The organism is Cupriavidus sp. UBA2010, assembly GCF_002335265.1.
Classification (GTDB): Bacteria; Pseudomonadota; Gammaproteobacteria; order Burkholderiales; family Burkholderiaceae; genus Cupriavidus; species Cupriavidus metallidurans.
In genome coordinates, this window is the sequence record NZ_DDCI01000033.1 from 324,882 (window position 1) to 341,891 (window position 17,010).

Consider the following 17,010-nt stretch of genomic DNA (forward strand, 5'->3'; position numbering starts at 1 on the left):
CCAGCATCAGCCTGGCCGCCGTGACCTCGCCACGTCCAGGTCCTTGCAAATCTCCGCCGCGCCCTGGGCCACGCGCGGGCCAGCGCGATTGACCAGATCGCCGTCAATCACGAACAGGTTGTTGCGTGCCACGGCCGTAACCTGCTTCCACTTCTCCCACATTGCAAAGTCCGCGAGCGGCTTGTCGGATCGCGTGGCGCCCATACCGGCGGTCAGCATGACCTCGGGGTTGCCCGCGACCACGGCTTCGACCGAGACCGTCGGCACCAGTGCCGCTTCCTTCCCGAACAGGTTGCGACCGCCGCATAGCGCGAGCAGGTCGCTGACCATGTGCTCGCCGTTCAGCGTCATCAGCGGCTGCTGCCAGACCTGATAGAACACGGTCACGGGCGGGCGGCCCGCGTAGGTTTTGCGCAGCGTGCTTACCTGCTGGCGGAAATCGGTAGCGGCGCGGTGGGCCACGGGCGTGGTGCCCATCAGCGTGCCGAGCTTTTCGAGATTGTCGGCGATGCCATCGAGCTTGCGTGGCTCGCTGAAGAACAGCGGCATGCCGAGCGCGCGCAGGCGGTCGGTCTGCTTCTGCGCGTTACCGTGGCGCCAGACCACGATGAGGTCGGGTTTGAGCGCGGCGATCCGTTCGAGATCGAGCGCCTTGTTGTCACCCACGCGCGGAATATCGCGCGCCTGCGGCGGGTAGTCGCTGTAGCTGACTGTGCCGACGATGCGGTCGCCGCCGCCCGCTGCGAAGATCAGTTCGGTCACGTGCGGCGCCAGAGAGACGATGCGGCGTGCCGGCTGCGCCAGCGTGACGGTCTCGCCCGCATCGTCGACCACGGAGACCGCGGCATGCGCCGGCATGGCGGCAATCAGCAGGGCACTTGCTGCACTCGCTACGTAGAAGGCTTTCATCGGAATTCAGGTCAGGGAAGGGTGTGCGTGGCGTGCGTGGCCAAGCGCGGCATCCAGCCGCTGCCATGCCGCGTCGTCGTTAGGTGGCAAGCCAAAGCGCAGGCTGCTCGGGCATCCGCCGGCTGCGTCGAACAGGCGTGTCCAGACGCCTTGCCGAGCCAGGGCTTCATGCAGGCTGCCGGCCCGCGCGTCGGGCACCCAGCTGAACAATGGCTGCGACACGGGCGACAGGCCATGGTCGCTCAGCAGTATCGCCAGTCGTTGTCCTGCCGCGCTCAGCGATGTGCGTGTGGCGGCCTGCCACGCGGTGTCGGTCAGCGCGATGCGTGCCACGGCGCGTGCCGGGCCCGACACGGTCCAGTGGCCAAGCTGATCGGCCAGGGCGTCGAGCAGGGCCGGCTGTGCCAGCACGAAGCCGCAGCGCACACCCGCGAGACCATAGAACTTGCCAAGCGAACGCAGCACGATCAGTCCCGGTGCCGCGCTGCTTCCGGCCAGCGATGCCGCACCGGTGCAATCGATAAAAGCCTCGTCGACGATCAGCGTGCCGCCGCGCGATGCCAGTCGCTCATGCCAGTGCCGCAGGGTGTCGATGGGCAACAGCCGGGCCGTCGGGTTGTTCGGATTGACGACGACGAGGTGATCGAGCGCATCGGCCAGATCCGCACGCTGGAAGTCGGCCTCGTCCAGCGGAGTGACGGTGTGTCCTGCCTGTGCGAAGGCCGGCGCGTATTCGCTGTAGCCGAGCGCGGCGATGCCGACGCGCCCCGGGCGCAGCAGTCGCGGCAGGGTGCGGATGGCGGCCTGCGAGCCGGCCACGGGCAGCGCGTGCGCGGCGCCATAGGCCTGCGCGGCGATGCCCGCCAGGCCATCATCGTCCTGTGGCAGGCGCTGCCAGGCGTCAGCGGGTAGGAGGGGCACCGGATAGCCGTCGGGATTGATGCCGGTCGACAAGTCGAGCCACGTTTCCGCCGGGCGGCCATAGCGGTGCACGGCGGCGAGCAGGTTGCCGCCGTGGCGGATCGGTGCGTGGGTCATGGCGTGCGCTCCAGCAGTCCGGCGAGCAGGTCGACCAGCGGCACGCTCAGCATCGCCAGACCGAGCCACAGCCACACCGTGCGCTGCACCAGCCGAAGACAGGCGCGGATGTGGATGGCCGCGGGCGCGTCACCGGCGCCGAGCGGCGGTCGCTCTTCCCACTCGCCGTGATAGCGCGCGCCGCCGCCCAAGGCCACGCCCACGGCGCCCGCGCCGGCCGCCATCACCGGACCGGCATTGGGGCTCGACCACGCGCGTGCCTGGGTGCGCCAGCAGCGCAGCGCCTGCGCCGTTGCGCCGAGCGATGCGTAGGAAAGCGCGGTCAGTCGCGCCGGAACGAAATTGAGTACGTCGTCGATGCGTGCCGCCGCCCAGCCGAACATCAGCCAGCGTGGCGTGCGATAGCCCCACATCGCGTCCAGCGTATTGGCCAGACGGAACACGATCACGGCCGGCGCGCCGCCGATCAGGAACCAGAACAGCGCGCCGAAGATCGCATCGTTGCCGTTCTCCAGCGCCGATTCGCACGCGGCGCGGGCCAGCGCCTCGGCGTCGGCATCCTCGGTGTCACGCGAGACGATGCATGCGGTAAGCCGGCGCGCGGCGTACAGGTCGCCGCGTATCAGGGCGCCGGCGATCGGAGCGATGTGTTGAGAGAGGCTGCGGGCGCCAAGCGCCGCATAGAGCGCCACTGCATGGAGCACCCAGGCCAGCGCGGGATGCACGGCCTGCGCCAGCGAGATCAGCCACACCGCGATGGCGGCCGGCACGAGCACGACCACCGCCCACGCAATCAGGCCCGCCACGCGCTGGCGTAGCGCGCCACGTTCGGGACGATTGAGGCGATTGGCGACGGCCGTGGCCAAGCGGCCAAAGCCGACCAGCGGATGCCAGCGGCGCGGCTCGCCCAGCCAGCGATCCAGCAGAACGCCGGCGATCGCAGCCGCCACGCAGGCCGGCCAGGACAGCATGATCATGCGATGGGCGCGTCCTTGACGGCGACGGGGATGCCCGCCACGAGCAGACGCACGCGATCGGCGGCCGCGGCGAGCTTCTGGTTCAGGCGGCCAAGCTCGTCGACATAGAAGCGCGTGATGGCGCCCATCGGTACCACGCCGAAGCCGATTTCGTTGGTGACGAGGATCACGTGGCCCGGCAGCATCGGCAGCGCGGTCATCAGCGCGTCGATCTCCTCGGTGAAGGCCGGTGGCGGCGTGATGACACCGTGCTCGGGATAGTCGCGGCTTTCGCTGAAGATCAGGTTGTTGAGCCACAGCGTCACGCAGTCCACCAGAATGCAGCCGTCGTGACGGGCATGGCCGTAGAGCGCGTCGGCCAGATGCACCGGCTCTTCCACGAGGGTCCAGTCAGCCGGCCGGCGCGCGCGATGCAGCGCTATGCGCAATTCCATCTCTTCGTCGGTGGAATCGACATCGTGGCGCGCCGTGGCGATATAGGTGACCGGGCCACGCGTCAGTGCCGCATGGTCCGTGGCGAGCTGCTCCGCGAAATGGCTCTTGCCCGATCGCGCGCCGCCGATCACGAGCGTCAACTGGCGCGGCATCGACATGCTCGCGTGCGGCTCATGGGTGGGCCGGGCTTCCGGCTCGCCGGCCACGGCGGCGCCCGCCGATGCTGGTTCGGCGGAGGGCGAGATGTTGAGTGCCTGGGCGATGGCCTTGGTCTTCATGCGACGTATTGTAGCCGTCCGCATCGATCTTGCAGACTGGTGCGCCAGACCTCCCGCGCGCCAGGACGATGCTGCGATAATCGCGCGATGCGCGACGAACCTGCTTCCCGAACCGATTTCCTCCCGGCTGGGCGTGCCCTGCACGGCACCCTGATGATCCAGGGCACCACTTCCGACGCGGGCAAGAGCACCGTCGTGGCCGGCCTTTGCCGGGTGCTGGCGCGGGCCGGGGTGCCGGTGGCGCCGTTCAAGCCGCAGAACATGGCGCTGAACAGCGCGGTGACCGTCGATGGTGGCGAAATCGGCCGGGCGCAGGCGCTGCAGGCGCAGGCTGCCGGACTGGCGCCCCATACCGACATGAATCCCGTCCTGCTCAAACCCAGCAGCGATACTGGCGCGCAGGTCATCATCCATGGCCGCGCGCGGATGGATCTGGACGCGCGTGCCTATCACGACTACAAGCCACGGGCGATGGCCGCTGTGCTGGAAAGCCATCAGCGGCTGGCGCAGGCGTACGACGTGGTGCTGGTGGAGGGCGCGGGCAGTCCGGCGGAAGTGAACCTGCGCGATCGCGATATCGCCAACATGGGGTTCGCGGAGCGCGTGGACTGCCCGGTGGTGATCGTGGCCGATATCGACCGGGGCGGCGTGTTCGCGCACCTGGTCGGCACGCTCGATTGCCTGTCCGAGACAGAGCGTGCACGCGTGACCGGTTTCATCATCAACCGCTTCCGTGGCGATATCGCGCTGCTCGAACCCGGGCTGGACTGGCTCACGGCGCGAACCGGCAAACCCGTGTTCGGGGTGCTGCCGTATCTGCATGGCCTGCACCTCGATGCCGAGGATGCGATCGTCAGCGCCCAGGTGGCCGGGCAGGCGGGCGGGAGCGAAGTGCTACGTGTGATCGTCCCGGTGCTGCCGCGGATTTCGAACCATACAGATTTTGACGCGCTGCGAGCCCACCCGGGCGTCGATCTCCAGTTCATCGGCCCGGGGATGCCGATTCCGCCTGCGGATCTCGTGATCCTGCCGGGCAGCAAGAGCGTGCGCGCGGATCTGGCCTTCCTGCGTGCCAATGGCTGGGATCGCGCGTTGCGGCGGCACCTGCGTTATGGCGGCAAGCTGATCGGCATCTGTGGTGGCATGCAGATGCTGGGGCGGAGTATTCACGACCCTGATGGAAGGGAGGGGCCCGCGGGCACGAGCGACGGCCTCGCGCTGCTCGATTTCGAAACCACGCTGGCGCCAGAAAAGCAGTTACGGCGCGTGGCGGGGCGGCTTGCCGATGGCAATGACGCGACGGTGCGCGGCTACGAGATTCACCTCGGGGTTACCGAGGGCCCGGCGCTGGCCCGGCCAGCGCTGTGGCTTGAGGGTGACAGACCGGACGGCGCCCGATCCGACGATGGTCAGGTACTGGCGACCTACGTCCACGGCCTGTTCGACGATCCCGCCGCGTGCGGCGCGCTGCTGCGCTGGGCCGGGCTCGGTCAGGCTGAAGGCGTCGACCTCGATGCGCTGCGCGAGGCGTCGCTCGACAGGCTGGCCGACAGCCTGGCCGCCAATCTCGATCTGGGGGCGCTATTCGCGCCGCTGGGTCGTTAGCCCGGGCGGCACGCTACACTTGCGGAGTTGTCGGAGAGTCGGGGCGGCCTGCCATGACGCCGTGCGCCCGGTGAAGTCGAGAGTCTTGTTGTCGTTCATGGCACCCAATCGGACATTGGAGGACTTTCATGCCGGTAGTCGTGATCGCCAATCCAAAGGGGGGTGTGGGCAAGACCACGCTGGCCACCAACCTTGCCGGATACTTCGCCCGCCATGGGCACGCCGTGATGCTGGGCGATACCGATCGTCAGCAGTCGTCACGCGCCTGGCTGAACCTGCGGCCTGAATCGGCGCCGCCGATCTCGACCTGGGACATCGACGCCAACAATATCGCCCGTCCGCCGAAGGGCACCACGCACGTGGTGCTGGACACGCCCGCCGGCCTGCATGGCTGGCGCTACGCCGATGTCATGAAACTGGCGCACCGCGTGGTGGTTCCACTGCAGCCGTCCATGTTCGACATCCTGGCCACGCAGGACTTCCTGGCCAAGCTGGCCGGTGACAAGCGCGTGCGGCACGGCGAGGTGCCGGTGGGTGTGATCGGTATGCGCGTGGACGTGCGTACCCGCGCAGCCGAACAACTCCAGCGCTTTGTCGAAGGATTGGGCCTGCCTGTGCTTGGCTACCTGCGCGATACACAGAACTACGTCCAGCTTGCCGCGCACGGCCTGACGCTGTGGGACGTGGCGCCGTCGCGCGTGGCGCGCGACTGGGAACAATGGCAGCCGATCCTGCGCTGGCTCGACGGCAAGGGCGACGTCGTTACCGAGGGGACGACCGCAACCGGCTGACCAGTACTGGCACCTCGTTCCAGGTCACGCGGCGGATCGTTACCATGATGTCGGTCCCCGGAAACGGGTCGTCGAAGCTGTCCGACTCTACGCCTCCCAGGCGCCGGTAGAACTCCCGCGCCGATGTGTTGCCGTCCAGCACGTACAGGAACAGCGGCTTGCCGGGCCACCGGCGCGCCGTGTAGTCGGCCCAATGCGCGAGCAGCAGCTTGCCGTAGCCGTGTCCGTGATACGTTTTGCGCACATGCAGGTTATCCAGATAAATGCCGTAGCCCGGCTCCGCCAGCGGCATCAGACATGCGAAACCGGCGGCCTGACCATCCACAAGCAGGATATTGACTTCCAGCGGTGCCTCCGCGCCGTCCACCAGCCGCGCGCGCCAAGTGGCGAGGCGCTCCGCCGGCGTGTGCTGTTCGAGATACTCGGTGGGTATCAGGCCGGCATAGGTGTCGCGCCAACTCTCGGCGTGCATGGTGGCAATCAGCGCTACGTCGGCTGGCGTCGCCTGAACAAGTTCGATCTGATGGGGCATGGAACTGGGCGTCATGGGGCGGTGACGGGTTTGCGCTGCTAGAATCGCGAATCTTTCGCATTTGCGTTTGCGAAGGCTTGCGCCAGGCGGCATTCTGACTGTTTTCTGAAGTGCCTTGCGCGCCTCGTGCAAGCATCTACAAATCCTACAATGCTCTCCGGTCGTTTGCGCACGTTTTTCGTAAAACTGCACCTATATATTGGCCTGGTCTTTGGCGTGCTCTTCATCCTGATGGGCCTGACCGGCACCGCCATCTCATGGCGTGACGAGATCGACAAGTGGCTGAATCCGGACCTGCTGCAGGCCGTATCCGCCACACGCATCCCGGTGGGGGCCGCCACGGTGGAGTCCGTGACCGCGAAGCTGATGGCCGATCCTCACTTCGGCAAGCCGAACCTGCTGATGTTGCCCACCGACGAGCACGACGTGTTCGTAGTGTACTACCCGATAAAGGGGCCCGAGGCCGGCCCCGGACGCTTCCGCCAGGTGATGATCGACCCGATCACGCTGGCCGTAAAGGGCGAGCGACTGTGGGGCGTGCCGGGGCTTTCGCGGCAGGCACTGATGCCTACGGTCTTCCATCTCCACCGCTACCTGCTGTCCGGCGATACGGGCAAGACGATCACCGGCGTGACCGGCATGATGCTGTTCATCAGCGTGCTGCTGGGCGTGGTGCTGTGGTGGCCCAAGTTCAAGTGGCGCTCGCTGAAGCAGTCGGTGCGCATCACGCATGGCGGCTCGTGGTCGCGGTTCATCTACACGAGCCATCGTGCGGGCGGGATCTTCGTGGCGCCGATCCTGGCGACCATCGCGTTTTCCGGCTGGTACCTGAACCTGCCGAAGTGGGTCACGCCGATCATCGCCAGCGTTGCGACGCTGAGCCCGCAGATCAAGCCGGTTTCGGATCCGGCCCCGGAGGGCACGCATGCCATCACGCCGGCTCAGGCGATGACAGCGGCGCAGAAGCAGTTCCCGGATGCGGCAGTGACGCGCATCAGCTTGCCGCGCAAGCCCGGCGACGCCTATGAGGTACGCCTGCGCCAGGAAGGCGAGGTACGTGCCGATACCGGGGCCACGCGGCTCTGGCTCGACGCCTACACCGGCCGCCCGCTGGCCGTGCGCGATCCACGCAACGCGGCGTCTGGCGATACCATCATCAACTGGCTGTTCCCGCTGCACACGGGCGAGGCGTTTGGCTCTTGGGGGCGCGCGTTCATCACCGTGTTCGGTCTGGTGCCGCTGGCATTCGCGGTGACCGGCGTGCTGATCTGGTGGAAGCGCCGCAGCGGCCATCGCCGGCATCTGGAGCGCGAACGGCTGCGGCGGGCCTGAGGGTTCAGCCGTTCAAGAAGCAGTTCAAGAAGCAAAAAGCCTGCGGCAAGTGCGCAGGCTTTTTTTGTTGCGGGGTCGGATCGCTCTTGCGTTCAGATTCGCGCTCAGATCTCCAGGTTGTCGATCAACCGGGTAGCGCCGAGCTTGGCCGCCGTCAGCACCACCAGCGGGGCGCCGGCCGCGAATTCCTCGCGGGTCGGGGGCTGCAGGTTGTCCTGTTTGCGAATCGACACATAGTCGGGCTTCCAGCCACGGGCCTGCAGGCGGGCCAGCGCGTCGGCCTCGACGGCCAGCAGGTCCACGCCATCGCCGCCCAGCACGGTGTCCCGCACTTCGTGCAGCGTCTTGTAGAGCACCGGCGCCTCGGCGCGCTCGGCCTCGCCGAGGTAGCGGTTGCGCGACGAGAGGGCCAGCCCATCCTCGGCCCGGATGGTTTCGGCCGGAATGATGTCCACCGGCAGCGCGAACTGCTTGGCCATGCGGCGCACGATCATCAACTGCTGGTAGTCCTTCTTGCCGAACACCGCCACGCGCGGCTGCACGCAGCAGAACAGCTTCATCACCACCGTGCAGACGCCTTTGAAGAAGCCCGGGCGGAATTCACCTTCGAGGATGTCACCCAGGTCATGCGGCGGGTCCACGCGGTACTCCTGCGGTACCGGATACATGTCCGACTCGGTCGGCGCGAACAGTACGTAGACGCCTTCGCTCTGCAGCTTCTCGATGTCGTCCTGCAGCGTGCGCGGGTATTTGTCGAAGTCCTCGTTCGGGCCGAACTGCAGGCGGTTGACGAAGATCGACGCCACCACGGGGTCTCCATGCTGGCGGGCCAGCCGCATCAGCGACAGGTGGCCTTCGTGCAGGTTACCCATGGTCGGGACGAAAGCGACGCGGTTCTGTCCGCGCAACTGGTCCCGCAGCGCCTGGATGGAGGAGATGACTTTCATGAATGTCGTGTGCGGTCGTGGTAGGGGAGCGTCCCGAAGTCGGACTTCACCCGTGCCTGGCTCTCATGGCAGACGTCGGCCGGGCTGTCGGCGGATTGTAGAGCATCATCGCGGCTTCAGGCCGCGCGACGCCCTTCGTATTGTCCGATATCCGGGTAAGTCTACGCGGGCGTGTACGCCAATCGCACATAGATTGGCGCGAACGGCTCGGCCTGCGTGATCTCGACCAGCGATTCGCGCGAGAGCTCGAGCATGGCGATGAAGTTCACCACCACCACGGGCACCCCCTTGCCGGACCGGATCGCATCTTCGAACAGTTCGCTGAATTCCATGAAGCGCGCGTGCTGCAGCCGGCGCAGGATCTGGCTCATGTGCTCGCGCACGGACAGTTCCTCGCGCGAGATCTTGTGGTGCTGGTTCAGCTTGGCGCGTCTGAGCACGTCGGCCCAGGCGGACTGCAGGTCCAGCGTTTCCACGTCGGGGAAGCGGGGCGCCAGGCTTTGCTCGATGAATACCTGCGAGCGCAGGAAGTCGCGGCCGAGCTGCGGCACCGTGTCCAGGCGCTGGGCGGCCAGCTTCATCTGCTCGTATTCCAGCAGACGCCGCACCAGTTCCGCACGCGGATCCTCGGCTTCCTCGTCGCTGTCGGCCTTCTTCACCGGCAGCAGCATGCGGGACTTGATCTCGATGAGCATCGCCGCCATCAGCAGGTACTCGGCGGCCAGTTCCAGGTTGCGCTTGCGGATCTGCTCGATGTACGAGAGATACTGACGCGTCACCTGGGCCATCGGGATGTCCAGCACGTTGAAGTTCTGCTTGCGGATCAGGTACAGCAGCAGGTCCAGCGGGCCTTCGAAGGCCTCCAGGAACACCTCGAGCGCGTCTGGCGGGATGTACAGGTCCTGCGGCAGCTTGAACAGCGGCTCGCCATACAGGCGCGCGAACGCCAGGCCGTCGACCATGTCGGCGGCGCTGGTGGCGGAACCGGCACCAGCTACGCTGGGCAGTTCGACCGGCAGGCTCAGCTTTTCCTGCGCGGCCTGTTCCTGCGGATCGCTTGGGTGCATCGGGGGCGTCCCGGCGGGGAGATCAGTTCTCGGAGGCGTACACGTACGGCTTCTGGGCCACGCGCGACGCGTCGGCGCGAGCGCGCTCCTCCAGGTCGATCGGGGCCTTGTCCCACAGCAGGGCACGGCCTTCGCGCTGTTCAGCGTCCAGGGACGGGCGCTCCTGCTTGAGCGTCTTCAGGAACTGGGTGATATCCGATTCGTACATGGCCATGGTGAAACCTTGTGCCCTCTGGGCGGCGTTAGGGATGTTGGGGCTGGATTTTACCGTATTGGAGGCCGCTAAAAGAATTTTGAAATTTGGTGTCGGACTGACGTGGCCCTTGCGGCGGTGTGGTCAAATAGCGACTTTGCGGGTAGACACCGACAGGATGAGGATTGACTTGGGCCACCTGGCCGGAATGGTCGCTGCTGGCAGGACGCCGACTAGCCACCGGAGTGCCGGGCGGGTTGCGCGTCTGGCCGGGCTCGTCCTGACGCTCCTGCTGGCCCTGCACGCATCCCTCGGCTATGCCGCCAAGGCGGCCTACAAGGTGGAGATCGACGCGCCGGATGCGCTCAAGGGCATCCTGCAGGAACACCTCGATCTGGCCCGCTACACCGATCGCACCGACATTTCCGACGACCAGTTCCAGTACATGGTGGAGACCGTGGACGACCAGGTGCGCCAGTTTGCGTCCACCGAGGGCTGGTTCGATCCGGTGACCAAGGCCACCGTGGAAGGTGAGGGCGACAAACGGGTGGTCCACATTTCGGTCGATCCCGGCGCGCGCACGCTGATCCGCGCCGTGGATGTGCAGGTGACCGGCCCGGCCGCCACGCAGTCGCCTGAGCAGGTGGAGCAGATGCGCGCCAAGTGGGGATTGCCCGTTGGCGAACCGTTCCGGCAGTCCACCTGGGACAAGGCCAAGGAAGACGCGCTCGTGACGCTGCAGAGCCGCAGCTACTATGGTGCGAAGTTGGCCGCGTCGCGCGCGCGGGTCGAACCCGACGAACAGGCCGCCGATCTGTCCGCCCGGTATGAGAGCGGGCCGGCCTATATGCTCGGGCCGCTGGTGATCGAGGGCACACGCCGCTATCCGGAGCAGATCGTCCGCAACGTGAACCCGCTGAACGTTGGCGAGCCATATCGCGTGGAGCGGCTGCTCGAACTGCAGCGCGCGGTCCAGAACCAGCCCTATTTCTCGAACGTGCAGGTCGACCTGCTGGAGCCGGCCGATGCCGTGGCCGAGGCCAAGGGCGAAGCAGGGACTGCCGCCGATGCCGCGACCGAGGCCGATGGCGCGACGACGACCACCAAGACCACCAAGGCCACGCAGCCCGATACCATCACGACCCCAGTGCGCGTGCGGGTGCGCGAGCAACCGCTGCATCGCCTCAATACCGGCGTCGGTTACACGACTGACACTGGCGCGCAGGTGAGCGGACGGTACTCCTACTACAACCTGTTCAATCGCGCGTGGGTGTTCGACTCCCAGCTCAGCATCGAACAGAAGCGCCAGTACGCCTATCTGGAAACGGCGATGCCGCCGGACACGCGTACCTTCCGCAACAGTATCTACGGCAGCTACGAACGCACGATCGACGTCGAAAGCACCGATCTGACGAGCTGGCGCGCGGGTCTGAAGCGCTCGCGCTCGCGCGACAAGTACGACACCACGTTCTCGCTGGATTTCTACTACGACAACCTGTTGCCGTTCGGGGAACCGGCGCAGATCTCCAAGGCACTGGTGCCGGCGTTCGCCTGGACGCGCCGCGATGTGGACAACCCCGTGTTTCCGCGCCGGGGCAACGTGATCAGCACGCAGATCGGCGTGGCGGGCAAGGGCTTCCTGAGCGATGCCACGTTCCTGCGTCTCTATGGCCGTATCCGGCAGTACATGCCCGTGGGCAACCGCGACCTGTTCGTGGCCCGCCTGGAACTCGGCGCGGATCTGACCAAGGCCGATCCGGCGCAGGTGCCGGCGTCGCTGCGGTTCCGGGCCGGTGGTACCGACTCGATCCGCGGCTACAGCTTCCAGTCGATCGGCACGCCCGAGGGCGCCGCCGTGGTGCCGGCGCGCTACCTGGGCACCGGCAGCCTCGAATACCAGCACTGGTTCAAGCCGGACTGGGGTTTCGCCGTGTTCTGGGACGCGGGTACAGCGTCGAACAGCATCAAGGGTGTCACGATCTATAACGGCGTCGGCGTGGGCGCGCGCTGGCGCAGCCCGGTGGGCCCGGTGCAGCTCGATGTCGGTTACGGCATCCAGCAGAAGCAGTTCCGTCCGCATATCTCATTGGGAGTGGCGTTCTGATGAGTATCCCGGACATGCCCCCTGTCCCGCGCGAGACGCCGAATGCGCCGCGACCACTACGTCCTCGCCGCCGCGTGTGGCGTGTGCTGGCATGGATCGTCGGCCTGCTGGTGTTCCTGGCGATCGCGGTTATCGGCGCGGCCGCGTTCGCGCTGCATAACGAAACCGGTACGCGCCACCTCTGGGGGCTGGCCACGCGGCTGTCGGCTGGAATGCTGGCCGGGCAGTTCGATGGTGGCACCGTGGCGAGCGGGCTGCGTCTGCATGACGTGGTGTACGCCAGCGGCGACACGCGCGTCGCGATTGACCGTATCGACAGCAGATGGAAGATGACATGGTCGCCGATGCGGCTGCATGTGGAATGGCTGCGCGTGGGCAAGATCGACGCCCGACTGCCGGCTTCCGAACCCAACACGCCGCCCGCGCAAATGCCGGCGACGCTCGAGTTGCCGCTCGCGATCGATATCGACACCCTCACGCTGGGCGAACTGTCGCTGCTGCAGGGCCCGCCCGCTACGTCGAGTCCGCTGGTGCTGTCGGGCTTGTCGGGCGCGGTGCATTCGGACGGGCAGCGTCACCGCATCGTGATCGATCGACTGGTCACACCGTACGGCAAGTTGCAGGCGAACGGTCAGATCGCCGGCCGCAAGCCGTTCGCGCTGACCGTCGAGGCGTTGGCGGAGGGCCGCTGGCAGGATGAGTCGTATGAGATGACCGCGCGTGTCGATGGCTCGCTGGAGACGCTGCACGCGCAGGTCGAAGCTAACGGCGACCGGATACGTGCCCGTGCCAGTGCCGATGTGACGCCGTTTGGCGAGGTGCCATTCACGCATCTGATGGTGGACGGCGAGCGCATCAATCCACGACTGTTCAGTGCGACCGCGCCGCAGGCGAATCTGAGTGTCCATGCGGACCTGCGTCCGGTGGCCCCGGCTGCTTCCGTGTCAGCGCCAGCCGCCCCTGCTTCTGCCCGTGCTTCAGCTTCTGCCCCTGCCCCTGCATCTGCATCTGCTTCACCGCCACCAGCCAGCGGCGCGTCCGCGAAGCCCGCGTCAAGCGCGACCGCGCCGCTGACCGTGGCGGGCGAAGTGACCGTGAACAACCTCGAACCAGGGCCGCTAGACAAGGAACGCCTGCCTGTCCAGAGCGTGCAGGCCCGCGTCGAACTCAGCGAGGCGACGCAGATTCTGAGCGACCTTCGCATCGCGCTGCTGGGCAAGGCCGAGATCGTCGGCAAGGGATCGCTGCATGATGGGCGCGGCGGCTTCGACCTCGATGTGCGCCGGCTTGACGTGGCCGCGCTCTACACGAGCCTGATGCCGACGAGTTTGTCCGGCCCCGTGAGCCTGCGCCTCGAACCGGGACGCCAGAGTGTGGCCCTGGATGTGTCGGGCGGCGACATCAAGCTCTTTGCCAACGCGAGCGTCGACAAGGATGCGGTGACGCTATCCACACTGCGAGCCGGGCTCGGCAGCGGAACGCTGACCGCCGACGGCAAGCTCGGCCTCAAGGACGAGCAGGCGTTCAGCTTCAAGGGCAAACTGGCCGACTTCGACCCCGCGCGGCTGGCCAAGGTGGCGCCCGGGCGCATCAATGCGGATTTCTCGACGACCGGATCGCTGGCGAAGGTGTTGCGCGTGGCGGTCGATTTCGGGCTCAAGGAGAGCGAGTACGCAGGACTGCCGATGACCGGCAGCGGCAAGGTGCGGCTCGAAGGCGAACGCCTGTTGCCCAGCGAGGCGTCGCTGCTGATGGCCGGTAACCAGGTCAACCTGAGTGGCAGCTTTGGCGCGCGTGGAGACCGGCTCAAGGTCAACGTCGACGCGCCGCAACTCGATCGGCTCAAGTTCGGTGTGGCGGGCCGGGCGAAGCTTGATGCCGAGATCACGGGCACGCTCAAGCGCCCCGAGATCGTTGGCGACTACAGCGCCCAGTCGCTGGTCATCGGCCCGCACAAGGTGGCGAGCGCCAGCGGCCATGCGGAACTGCGTGGTGGGCTCGATGGCACGCTGTCGGCGCAGCTTAGCGCGCGTGACTACAGTGGCCCGCAGGCCAGCCTCCGCACGCTCGACGCCAACCTTTCCGGCACGCAAGTCAATCACACCTTCGACGTGAAGGCCGCCGGCTCGTTGCATGGGCACCCCATGCAACTGACACTGGCCGGGCAGGGCGCATGGCGGGGCGATCAGGGCTGGAACGGCACGATTCACACCTTGGAGGAACGCGGCACCGTCAATCTCAGACTGGCCGCGCCGACGCAGTTGCTGGTGGCGGACCAGCACATCCGGCTCGGCCAGACCCGGCTGGTGCTGGACCGCTCGACGCTGAGTATCGACGGATTCGAGTTTGATCACGGGCGCATCCACACGCAGGGCAACCTTGACGGCGTGCAGGTGGCCCATGTGCTGGAGGTGTTGCAGGCGCTGACGGGCGAGCCGCCACCGATGCGGTCGGATCTCGTGCTCGACGGCAAGTGGAACCTGAACCTCGCCGAGACCGCGACCGGGTTTGCCGAAATCCGCCGCCGCAGCGGCGACGTTTCGGTCAATGCGGGTCGCGGCTGGGCCACGCTCGGCCTGGGCGAAACCGCGCTGCGGGCGGAGTTCGTCGGCAATCGCATGACGCTGCGTGGCGGCACCACCTCGCAGCGGATCGGCAAGCTCGACGTCGATGCGTCGGCGGGGCTGATCAGCGAGCAGGGTCTGCTGACGATTGGGTCGGCGTCCACGCTGGCTGGCACGGTGACCGCCGACATTCCACGCCTGAAATCGCTGGAGGCCCTGAGCGGGCCGCAGTTCGCGTACGACGGCAAGATTGCTGCCGCGGTGCGCCTGGGCGGCTCGGTCGGCAGTCCGTTGCTGACCGGGACGGTCGATGGCAGCGACATCGCCGTTACGCTATACGACCTGGGCATCCGCCTGACGGATGGCGTGGTGCAGATCGCGCTGGACCAGAACACGGTGGAACTCAAGCAGGTGCGCTTCCGTGGTGGCGACGGCACGGTGACGGCGACAGGCGCGGTCAAGCTCGGCGAGGCTGATCCGAACCTGACGGCCAAGATCGTGGCCGACAAGCTGCAGTTGTTCGCCAGCCCCGAGCGCACGCTGATCGTGTCCGGCGAAGCCGGCATTGCCAACGAGAATCGGAAGATCGCGATTCGCGGCAAGTTCCGCGTCGACCGAGGCCTGTTCGACCTGCCCAAGGCCGGCGCACCGGTGCTTGGCGACGATGTCGTGGTGGTGCGCAGGCGCGACCAGCGCGAAGTGAAGACGGCCGCCACGCAGGCACCCGAGACCAAGCCAGCCAGTCGTTTCAGCCCGTTGATCGATCTTGCCGTGGATCTGGGTGACAACTTCCGCTTCCGTGGCGCCGGCGCCGACCTTTTGCTGGCCGGCCAGCTTGGCGTGCGCAGCGAACCGCTGACGCCAATGCGCGCCACCGGAACGGTTCGAGTGGTAACCGGCACGTACGAGGCCTTCGGCCGCAAGCTGGAAATCGAGTACGGCTATATCAACTTCAACGGCGCGGTAGACAACCCGGGCATGAATATCCGCGCGATGCGCCGCAACCAGGAGGTGGAGGCCGGTGTCGAGGTGACGGGAACGGTGCGGTTGCCGCGCGTGCGGCTGGTATCGGAGCCGAACGTGCCTGACGAGGACAAGTTGTCATGGCTGATGTTCGGCTACGGCGCCGAGGGCGCCGGGGCGAGCCAGCAGAAGCAACTGAGCGGCGGGGCGCTCGGCGGTGCGGCGCTCGGCATGATTGGCGGCAAGGCCGGCAAAAACGTGGTGTCGCACTTCGGCATCGATGAATTCTCGATCGGACCGAGCACGGCTGGCCTGAGCGACACGCAGGTGGTGAGCGTCGGCAAGGCCGTGACCGACAAGATATCGGTGGGCTACGAACAGAGCCTGACATCGGCATCCAACGTGGTCAAGCTGACCTGGGCCTTCTCGCAACGATGGTCGTTGCTTGCCAAGGGCGGTTCGATCAACGGGCTCTCGGTGCTGTTCAACCGGCGCTTCAACAACTGGGGTAACCTGTTCTCCGGCGGTGGCGGCTCCGGCAGGCGCGCCGCCGAGGCAGCATCGGCGGCAGCCGCATCGGCCGCGGCGGCCGCCGCAGCCTCAGCTCCCGATACGGGCAAGCCCGCCGAAGCCCAGGACGACGCTACCCAGCAATGACATCCATGAAACTCCGACTCACTGACGCGTCACGCCGACGCCTTGCCGCCATGGGACTGATAGCCAGCCTGCTTGCCCTGTTTGGTTGCGACCAGCAGAAGGTCGACGAAGCCATGAAGAAGGCCGGCGACGCCGCGCGCGGCACGTGGAACAGCGTGAAGCCCGACAGCCTGCTGTTCAAGGGCATCGAGATCGGCAAGTCCACCGAGGAAGATGTGCGCCGTCAGGCCGGCAAGCCCGAGATCGTGTGGGAAGAGGCAGACGGCGGACGCCGGCTGGAGTACCCGCGTGGCCCGGAAGGCACCACCACCTGGATGGTGACGACGGGCCCGGACGGTACCGTGCGCAAGATCGAACAGGTGCTGTCCGCCGAGTCGTTCTCGCAGGTGCGGCCCGGCATGAACAAGGACCAGATCCGACGGATGCTCGGCAAGCCGACCAAGGTCGAGGCGTTCGCGCTGAAGCAGGAAGAGGTGTGGGGATACCGCTGGTATGAGAACCCGACCGAACGCGCGTTCTTCAACGTCCACTTCAACAACGACGGTATCGTTACCACGACGTCGCGGAGTGACGATCCTTCGAAGATGGGTGGCGGCTAACCAGGTCTGAGGGGGGAGG

Annotated in this window: 14 protein-coding genes; 6 read left to right on the plus strand and 8 right to left on the minus strand. The window is 66.8% G+C overall.

All coding sequences use genetic code 11. From position 1 onward, the window contains the following. Nucleotides 1-6: 6 nt before the first annotated feature. Genes B2246_RS25285 through cobU form a run of 4 tightly spaced genes read right to left on the minus strand, consistent with a single transcriptional unit; the run spans nt 7 to nt 3,511 of the window. Nucleotides 7-909, minus strand: a complete 903-nt coding sequence (locus B2246_RS25285; RefSeq protein WP_011517353.1) for a cobalamin-binding protein — start codon at nt 907-909, stop codon at nt 7-9. Nucleotides 910-915: 6 nt separating this feature from the next. Beyond that, a complete protein-coding gene (gene cobD, locus B2246_RS25290; RefSeq protein ID WP_035884720.1) occupies nt 916-1,947 on the minus strand; it encodes a threonine-phosphate decarboxylase CobD in 1,032 nt (343 codons plus the stop codon). Next, nucleotides 1,944-2,924 (minus strand): adenosylcobinamide-phosphate synthase CbiB, encoded by a 981-nt coding sequence (gene cbiB, locus B2246_RS25295; protein ID WP_035884721.1) that lies wholly within the window; start codon nt 2,922-2,924, stop codon nt 1,944-1,946. Before cbiB ends, cobD begins: the two co-directional genes overlap by 4 nt. Then, nucleotides 2,921-3,511 carry a bifunctional adenosylcobinamide kinase/adenosylcobinamide-phosphate guanylyltransferase gene (gene cobU, locus B2246_RS25300; RefSeq protein WP_024569062.1) on the minus strand — a complete coding sequence of 197 codons (591 nt, stop codon included), beginning with the start codon at nt 3,509-3,511 and terminating at the stop codon, nt 2,921-2,923. Before cobU ends, cbiB begins: the two co-directional genes overlap by 4 nt. Before the next feature lie 279 nt (nt 3,512-3,790). On the opposite strand from cobU, the gene B2246_RS25305 reads away from it, so the two are divergent. Both B2246_RS25305 and B2246_RS25310 read left to right on the plus strand, forming a co-directional pair. Continuing rightward, nucleotides 3,791-5,242 (plus strand): cobyric acid synthase, encoded by a 1,452-nt coding sequence (locus B2246_RS25305; protein ID WP_035884838.1) that lies wholly within the window; start codon nt 3,791-3,793, stop codon nt 5,240-5,242. A gap of 128 nt (nt 5,243-5,370) precedes the next feature. After that, on the plus strand, nt 5,371-6,033 hold the full coding sequence (locus B2246_RS25310) for a ParA family protein (protein ID WP_035884722.1): 663 nt from the start codon (nt 5,371-5,373) through the stop codon (nt 6,031-6,033). On the opposite strand, the gene B2246_RS25315 is transcribed toward B2246_RS25310, so the two are convergent. Beyond that, on the minus strand, nt 6,005-6,580 hold the full coding sequence (locus tag B2246_RS25315; protein ID WP_035832483.1) for a GNAT family N-acetyltransferase: 576 nt from the start codon (nt 6,578-6,580) through the stop codon (nt 6,005-6,007). The two genes, B2246_RS25310 and B2246_RS25315, sit on opposite strands and share 29 nt — an antisense overlap. Before the next feature lie 135 nt (nt 6,581-6,715). Here B2246_RS25315 and B2246_RS25320 point away from each other — a divergent pair, with 135 nt between their 5' ends. Further along, nucleotides 6,716-7,897 (plus strand): PepSY-associated TM helix domain-containing protein, encoded by a 1,182-nt coding sequence (locus tag B2246_RS25320; RefSeq protein ID WP_035884723.1) that lies wholly within the window; start codon nt 6,716-6,718, stop codon nt 7,895-7,897. A 104-nt stretch (nt 7,898-8,001) separates the two neighbouring features. Here B2246_RS25320 and panC read toward each other — a convergent pair whose 3' ends face one another. The 3 genes from panC to B2246_RS25335 form a co-directional block, all read right to left on the minus strand. After that, a complete protein-coding gene (gene panC / locus B2246_RS25325) occupies nt 8,002-8,844 on the minus strand; it encodes a pantoate--beta-alanine ligase (RefSeq protein ID WP_035884724.1) in 843 nt (280 codons plus the stop codon). Between the two features lie 161 nt (nt 8,845-9,005). Next, on the minus strand, nt 9,006-9,911 hold the full coding sequence (locus tag B2246_RS25330) for a segregation and condensation protein A (RefSeq protein WP_011517344.1): 906 nt from the start codon (nt 9,909-9,911) through the stop codon (nt 9,006-9,008). 22 nt (nt 9,912-9,933) lie between these two features. Continuing rightward, nucleotides 9,934-10,125 carry a DUF3460 family protein gene (locus B2246_RS25335; protein WP_011517343.1) on the minus strand — a complete coding sequence of 64 codons (192 nt, stop codon included), beginning with the start codon at nt 10,123-10,125 and terminating at the stop codon, nt 9,934-9,936. Nucleotides 10,126-10,282: 157 nt separating this feature from the next. Here B2246_RS25335 and B2246_RS25340 point away from each other — a divergent pair, with 157 nt between their 5' ends. Genes B2246_RS25340 through bamE form a run of 3 tightly spaced genes read left to right on the plus strand, consistent with a single transcriptional unit; the run spans nt 10,283 to nt 16,991 of the window. Further along, nucleotides 10,283-12,208 carry an autotransporter assembly complex protein TamA gene (locus tag B2246_RS25340; RefSeq protein WP_035884725.1) on the plus strand — a complete coding sequence of 642 codons (1,926 nt, stop codon included), beginning with the start codon at nt 10,283-10,285 and terminating at the stop codon, nt 12,206-12,208. Next, the gene (locus tag B2246_RS25345; protein WP_286881638.1) at nt 12,208-16,392 is read left to right on the plus strand and encodes a translocation/assembly module TamB domain-containing protein; all 4,185 of its coding nucleotides are present in this window, start codon (nt 12,208-12,210) and stop codon (nt 16,390-16,392) included. Before B2246_RS25340 ends, B2246_RS25345 begins: the two co-directional genes overlap by 1 nt. A gap of 50 nt (nt 16,393-16,442) precedes the next feature. Then, nucleotides 16,443-16,991 carry an outer membrane protein assembly factor BamE domain-containing protein gene (bamE, locus tag B2246_RS25350; RefSeq protein ID WP_008651770.1) on the plus strand — a complete coding sequence of 183 codons (549 nt, stop codon included), beginning with the start codon at nt 16,443-16,445 and terminating at the stop codon, nt 16,989-16,991. Nucleotides 16,992-17,010: the final 19 nt, after the last annotated feature.

Excerpts from the sequence above, each read along its gene's own strand:
- B2246_RS25330 (WP_011517344.1), bottom strand. The coding sequence starts at position 9,911 with ATGCACCCAAGCGATCCGCAGGAACAGGCCGCGCAGGAAAAGCTGAGC.
- B2246_RS25345 (WP_286881638.1), top strand. The coding sequence starts at position 12,208 with ATGAGTATCCCGGACATGCCCCCTGTCCCGCGCGAGACGCCGAATGCG.
- cobU (WP_024569062.1), bottom strand. The coding sequence starts at position 3,511 with ATGCCGCGCCAGTTGACGCTCGTGATCGGCGGCGCGCGATCGGGCAAG.
- B2246_RS25320 (WP_035884723.1), top strand. The coding sequence starts at position 6,716 with ATGCTCTCCGGTCGTTTGCGCACGTTTTTCGTAAAACTGCACCTATAT.
- B2246_RS25335 (WP_011517343.1), bottom strand. The coding sequence starts at position 10,125 with ATGGCCATGTACGAATCGGATATCACCCAGTTCCTGAAGACGCTCAAG.
- cbiB (WP_035884721.1), bottom strand. The coding sequence starts at position 2,924 with ATGATCATGCTGTCCTGGCCGGCCTGCGTGGCGGCTGCGATCGCCGGC.
- B2246_RS25285 (WP_011517353.1), bottom strand. The coding sequence starts at position 909 with ATGAAAGCCTTCTACGTAGCGAGTGCAGCAAGTGCCCTGCTGATTGCC.
- bamE (WP_008651770.1), top strand. The coding sequence starts at position 16,443 with ATGGGACTGATAGCCAGCCTGCTTGCCCTGTTTGGTTGCGACCAGCAG.
- cobD (WP_035884720.1), bottom strand. The coding sequence starts at position 1,947 with ATGACCCACGCACCGATCCGCCACGGCGGCAACCTGCTCGCCGCCGTG.
- panC (WP_035884724.1), bottom strand. The coding sequence starts at position 8,844 with ATGAAAGTCATCTCCTCCATCCAGGCGCTGCGGGACCAGTTGCGCGGA.
- B2246_RS25305 (WP_035884838.1), top strand. The coding sequence starts at position 3,791 with ATGATCCAGGGCACCACTTCCGACGCGGGCAAGAGCACCGTCGTGGCC.
- B2246_RS25340 (WP_035884725.1), top strand. The coding sequence starts at position 10,283 with ATGAGGATTGACTTGGGCCACCTGGCCGGAATGGTCGCTGCTGGCAGG.
- B2246_RS25310 (WP_035884722.1), top strand. The coding sequence starts at position 5,371 with ATGCCGGTAGTCGTGATCGCCAATCCAAAGGGGGGTGTGGGCAAGACC.
- B2246_RS25315 (WP_035832483.1), bottom strand. The coding sequence starts at position 6,580 with ATGACGCCCAGTTCCATGCCCCATCAGATCGAACTTGTTCAGGCGACG.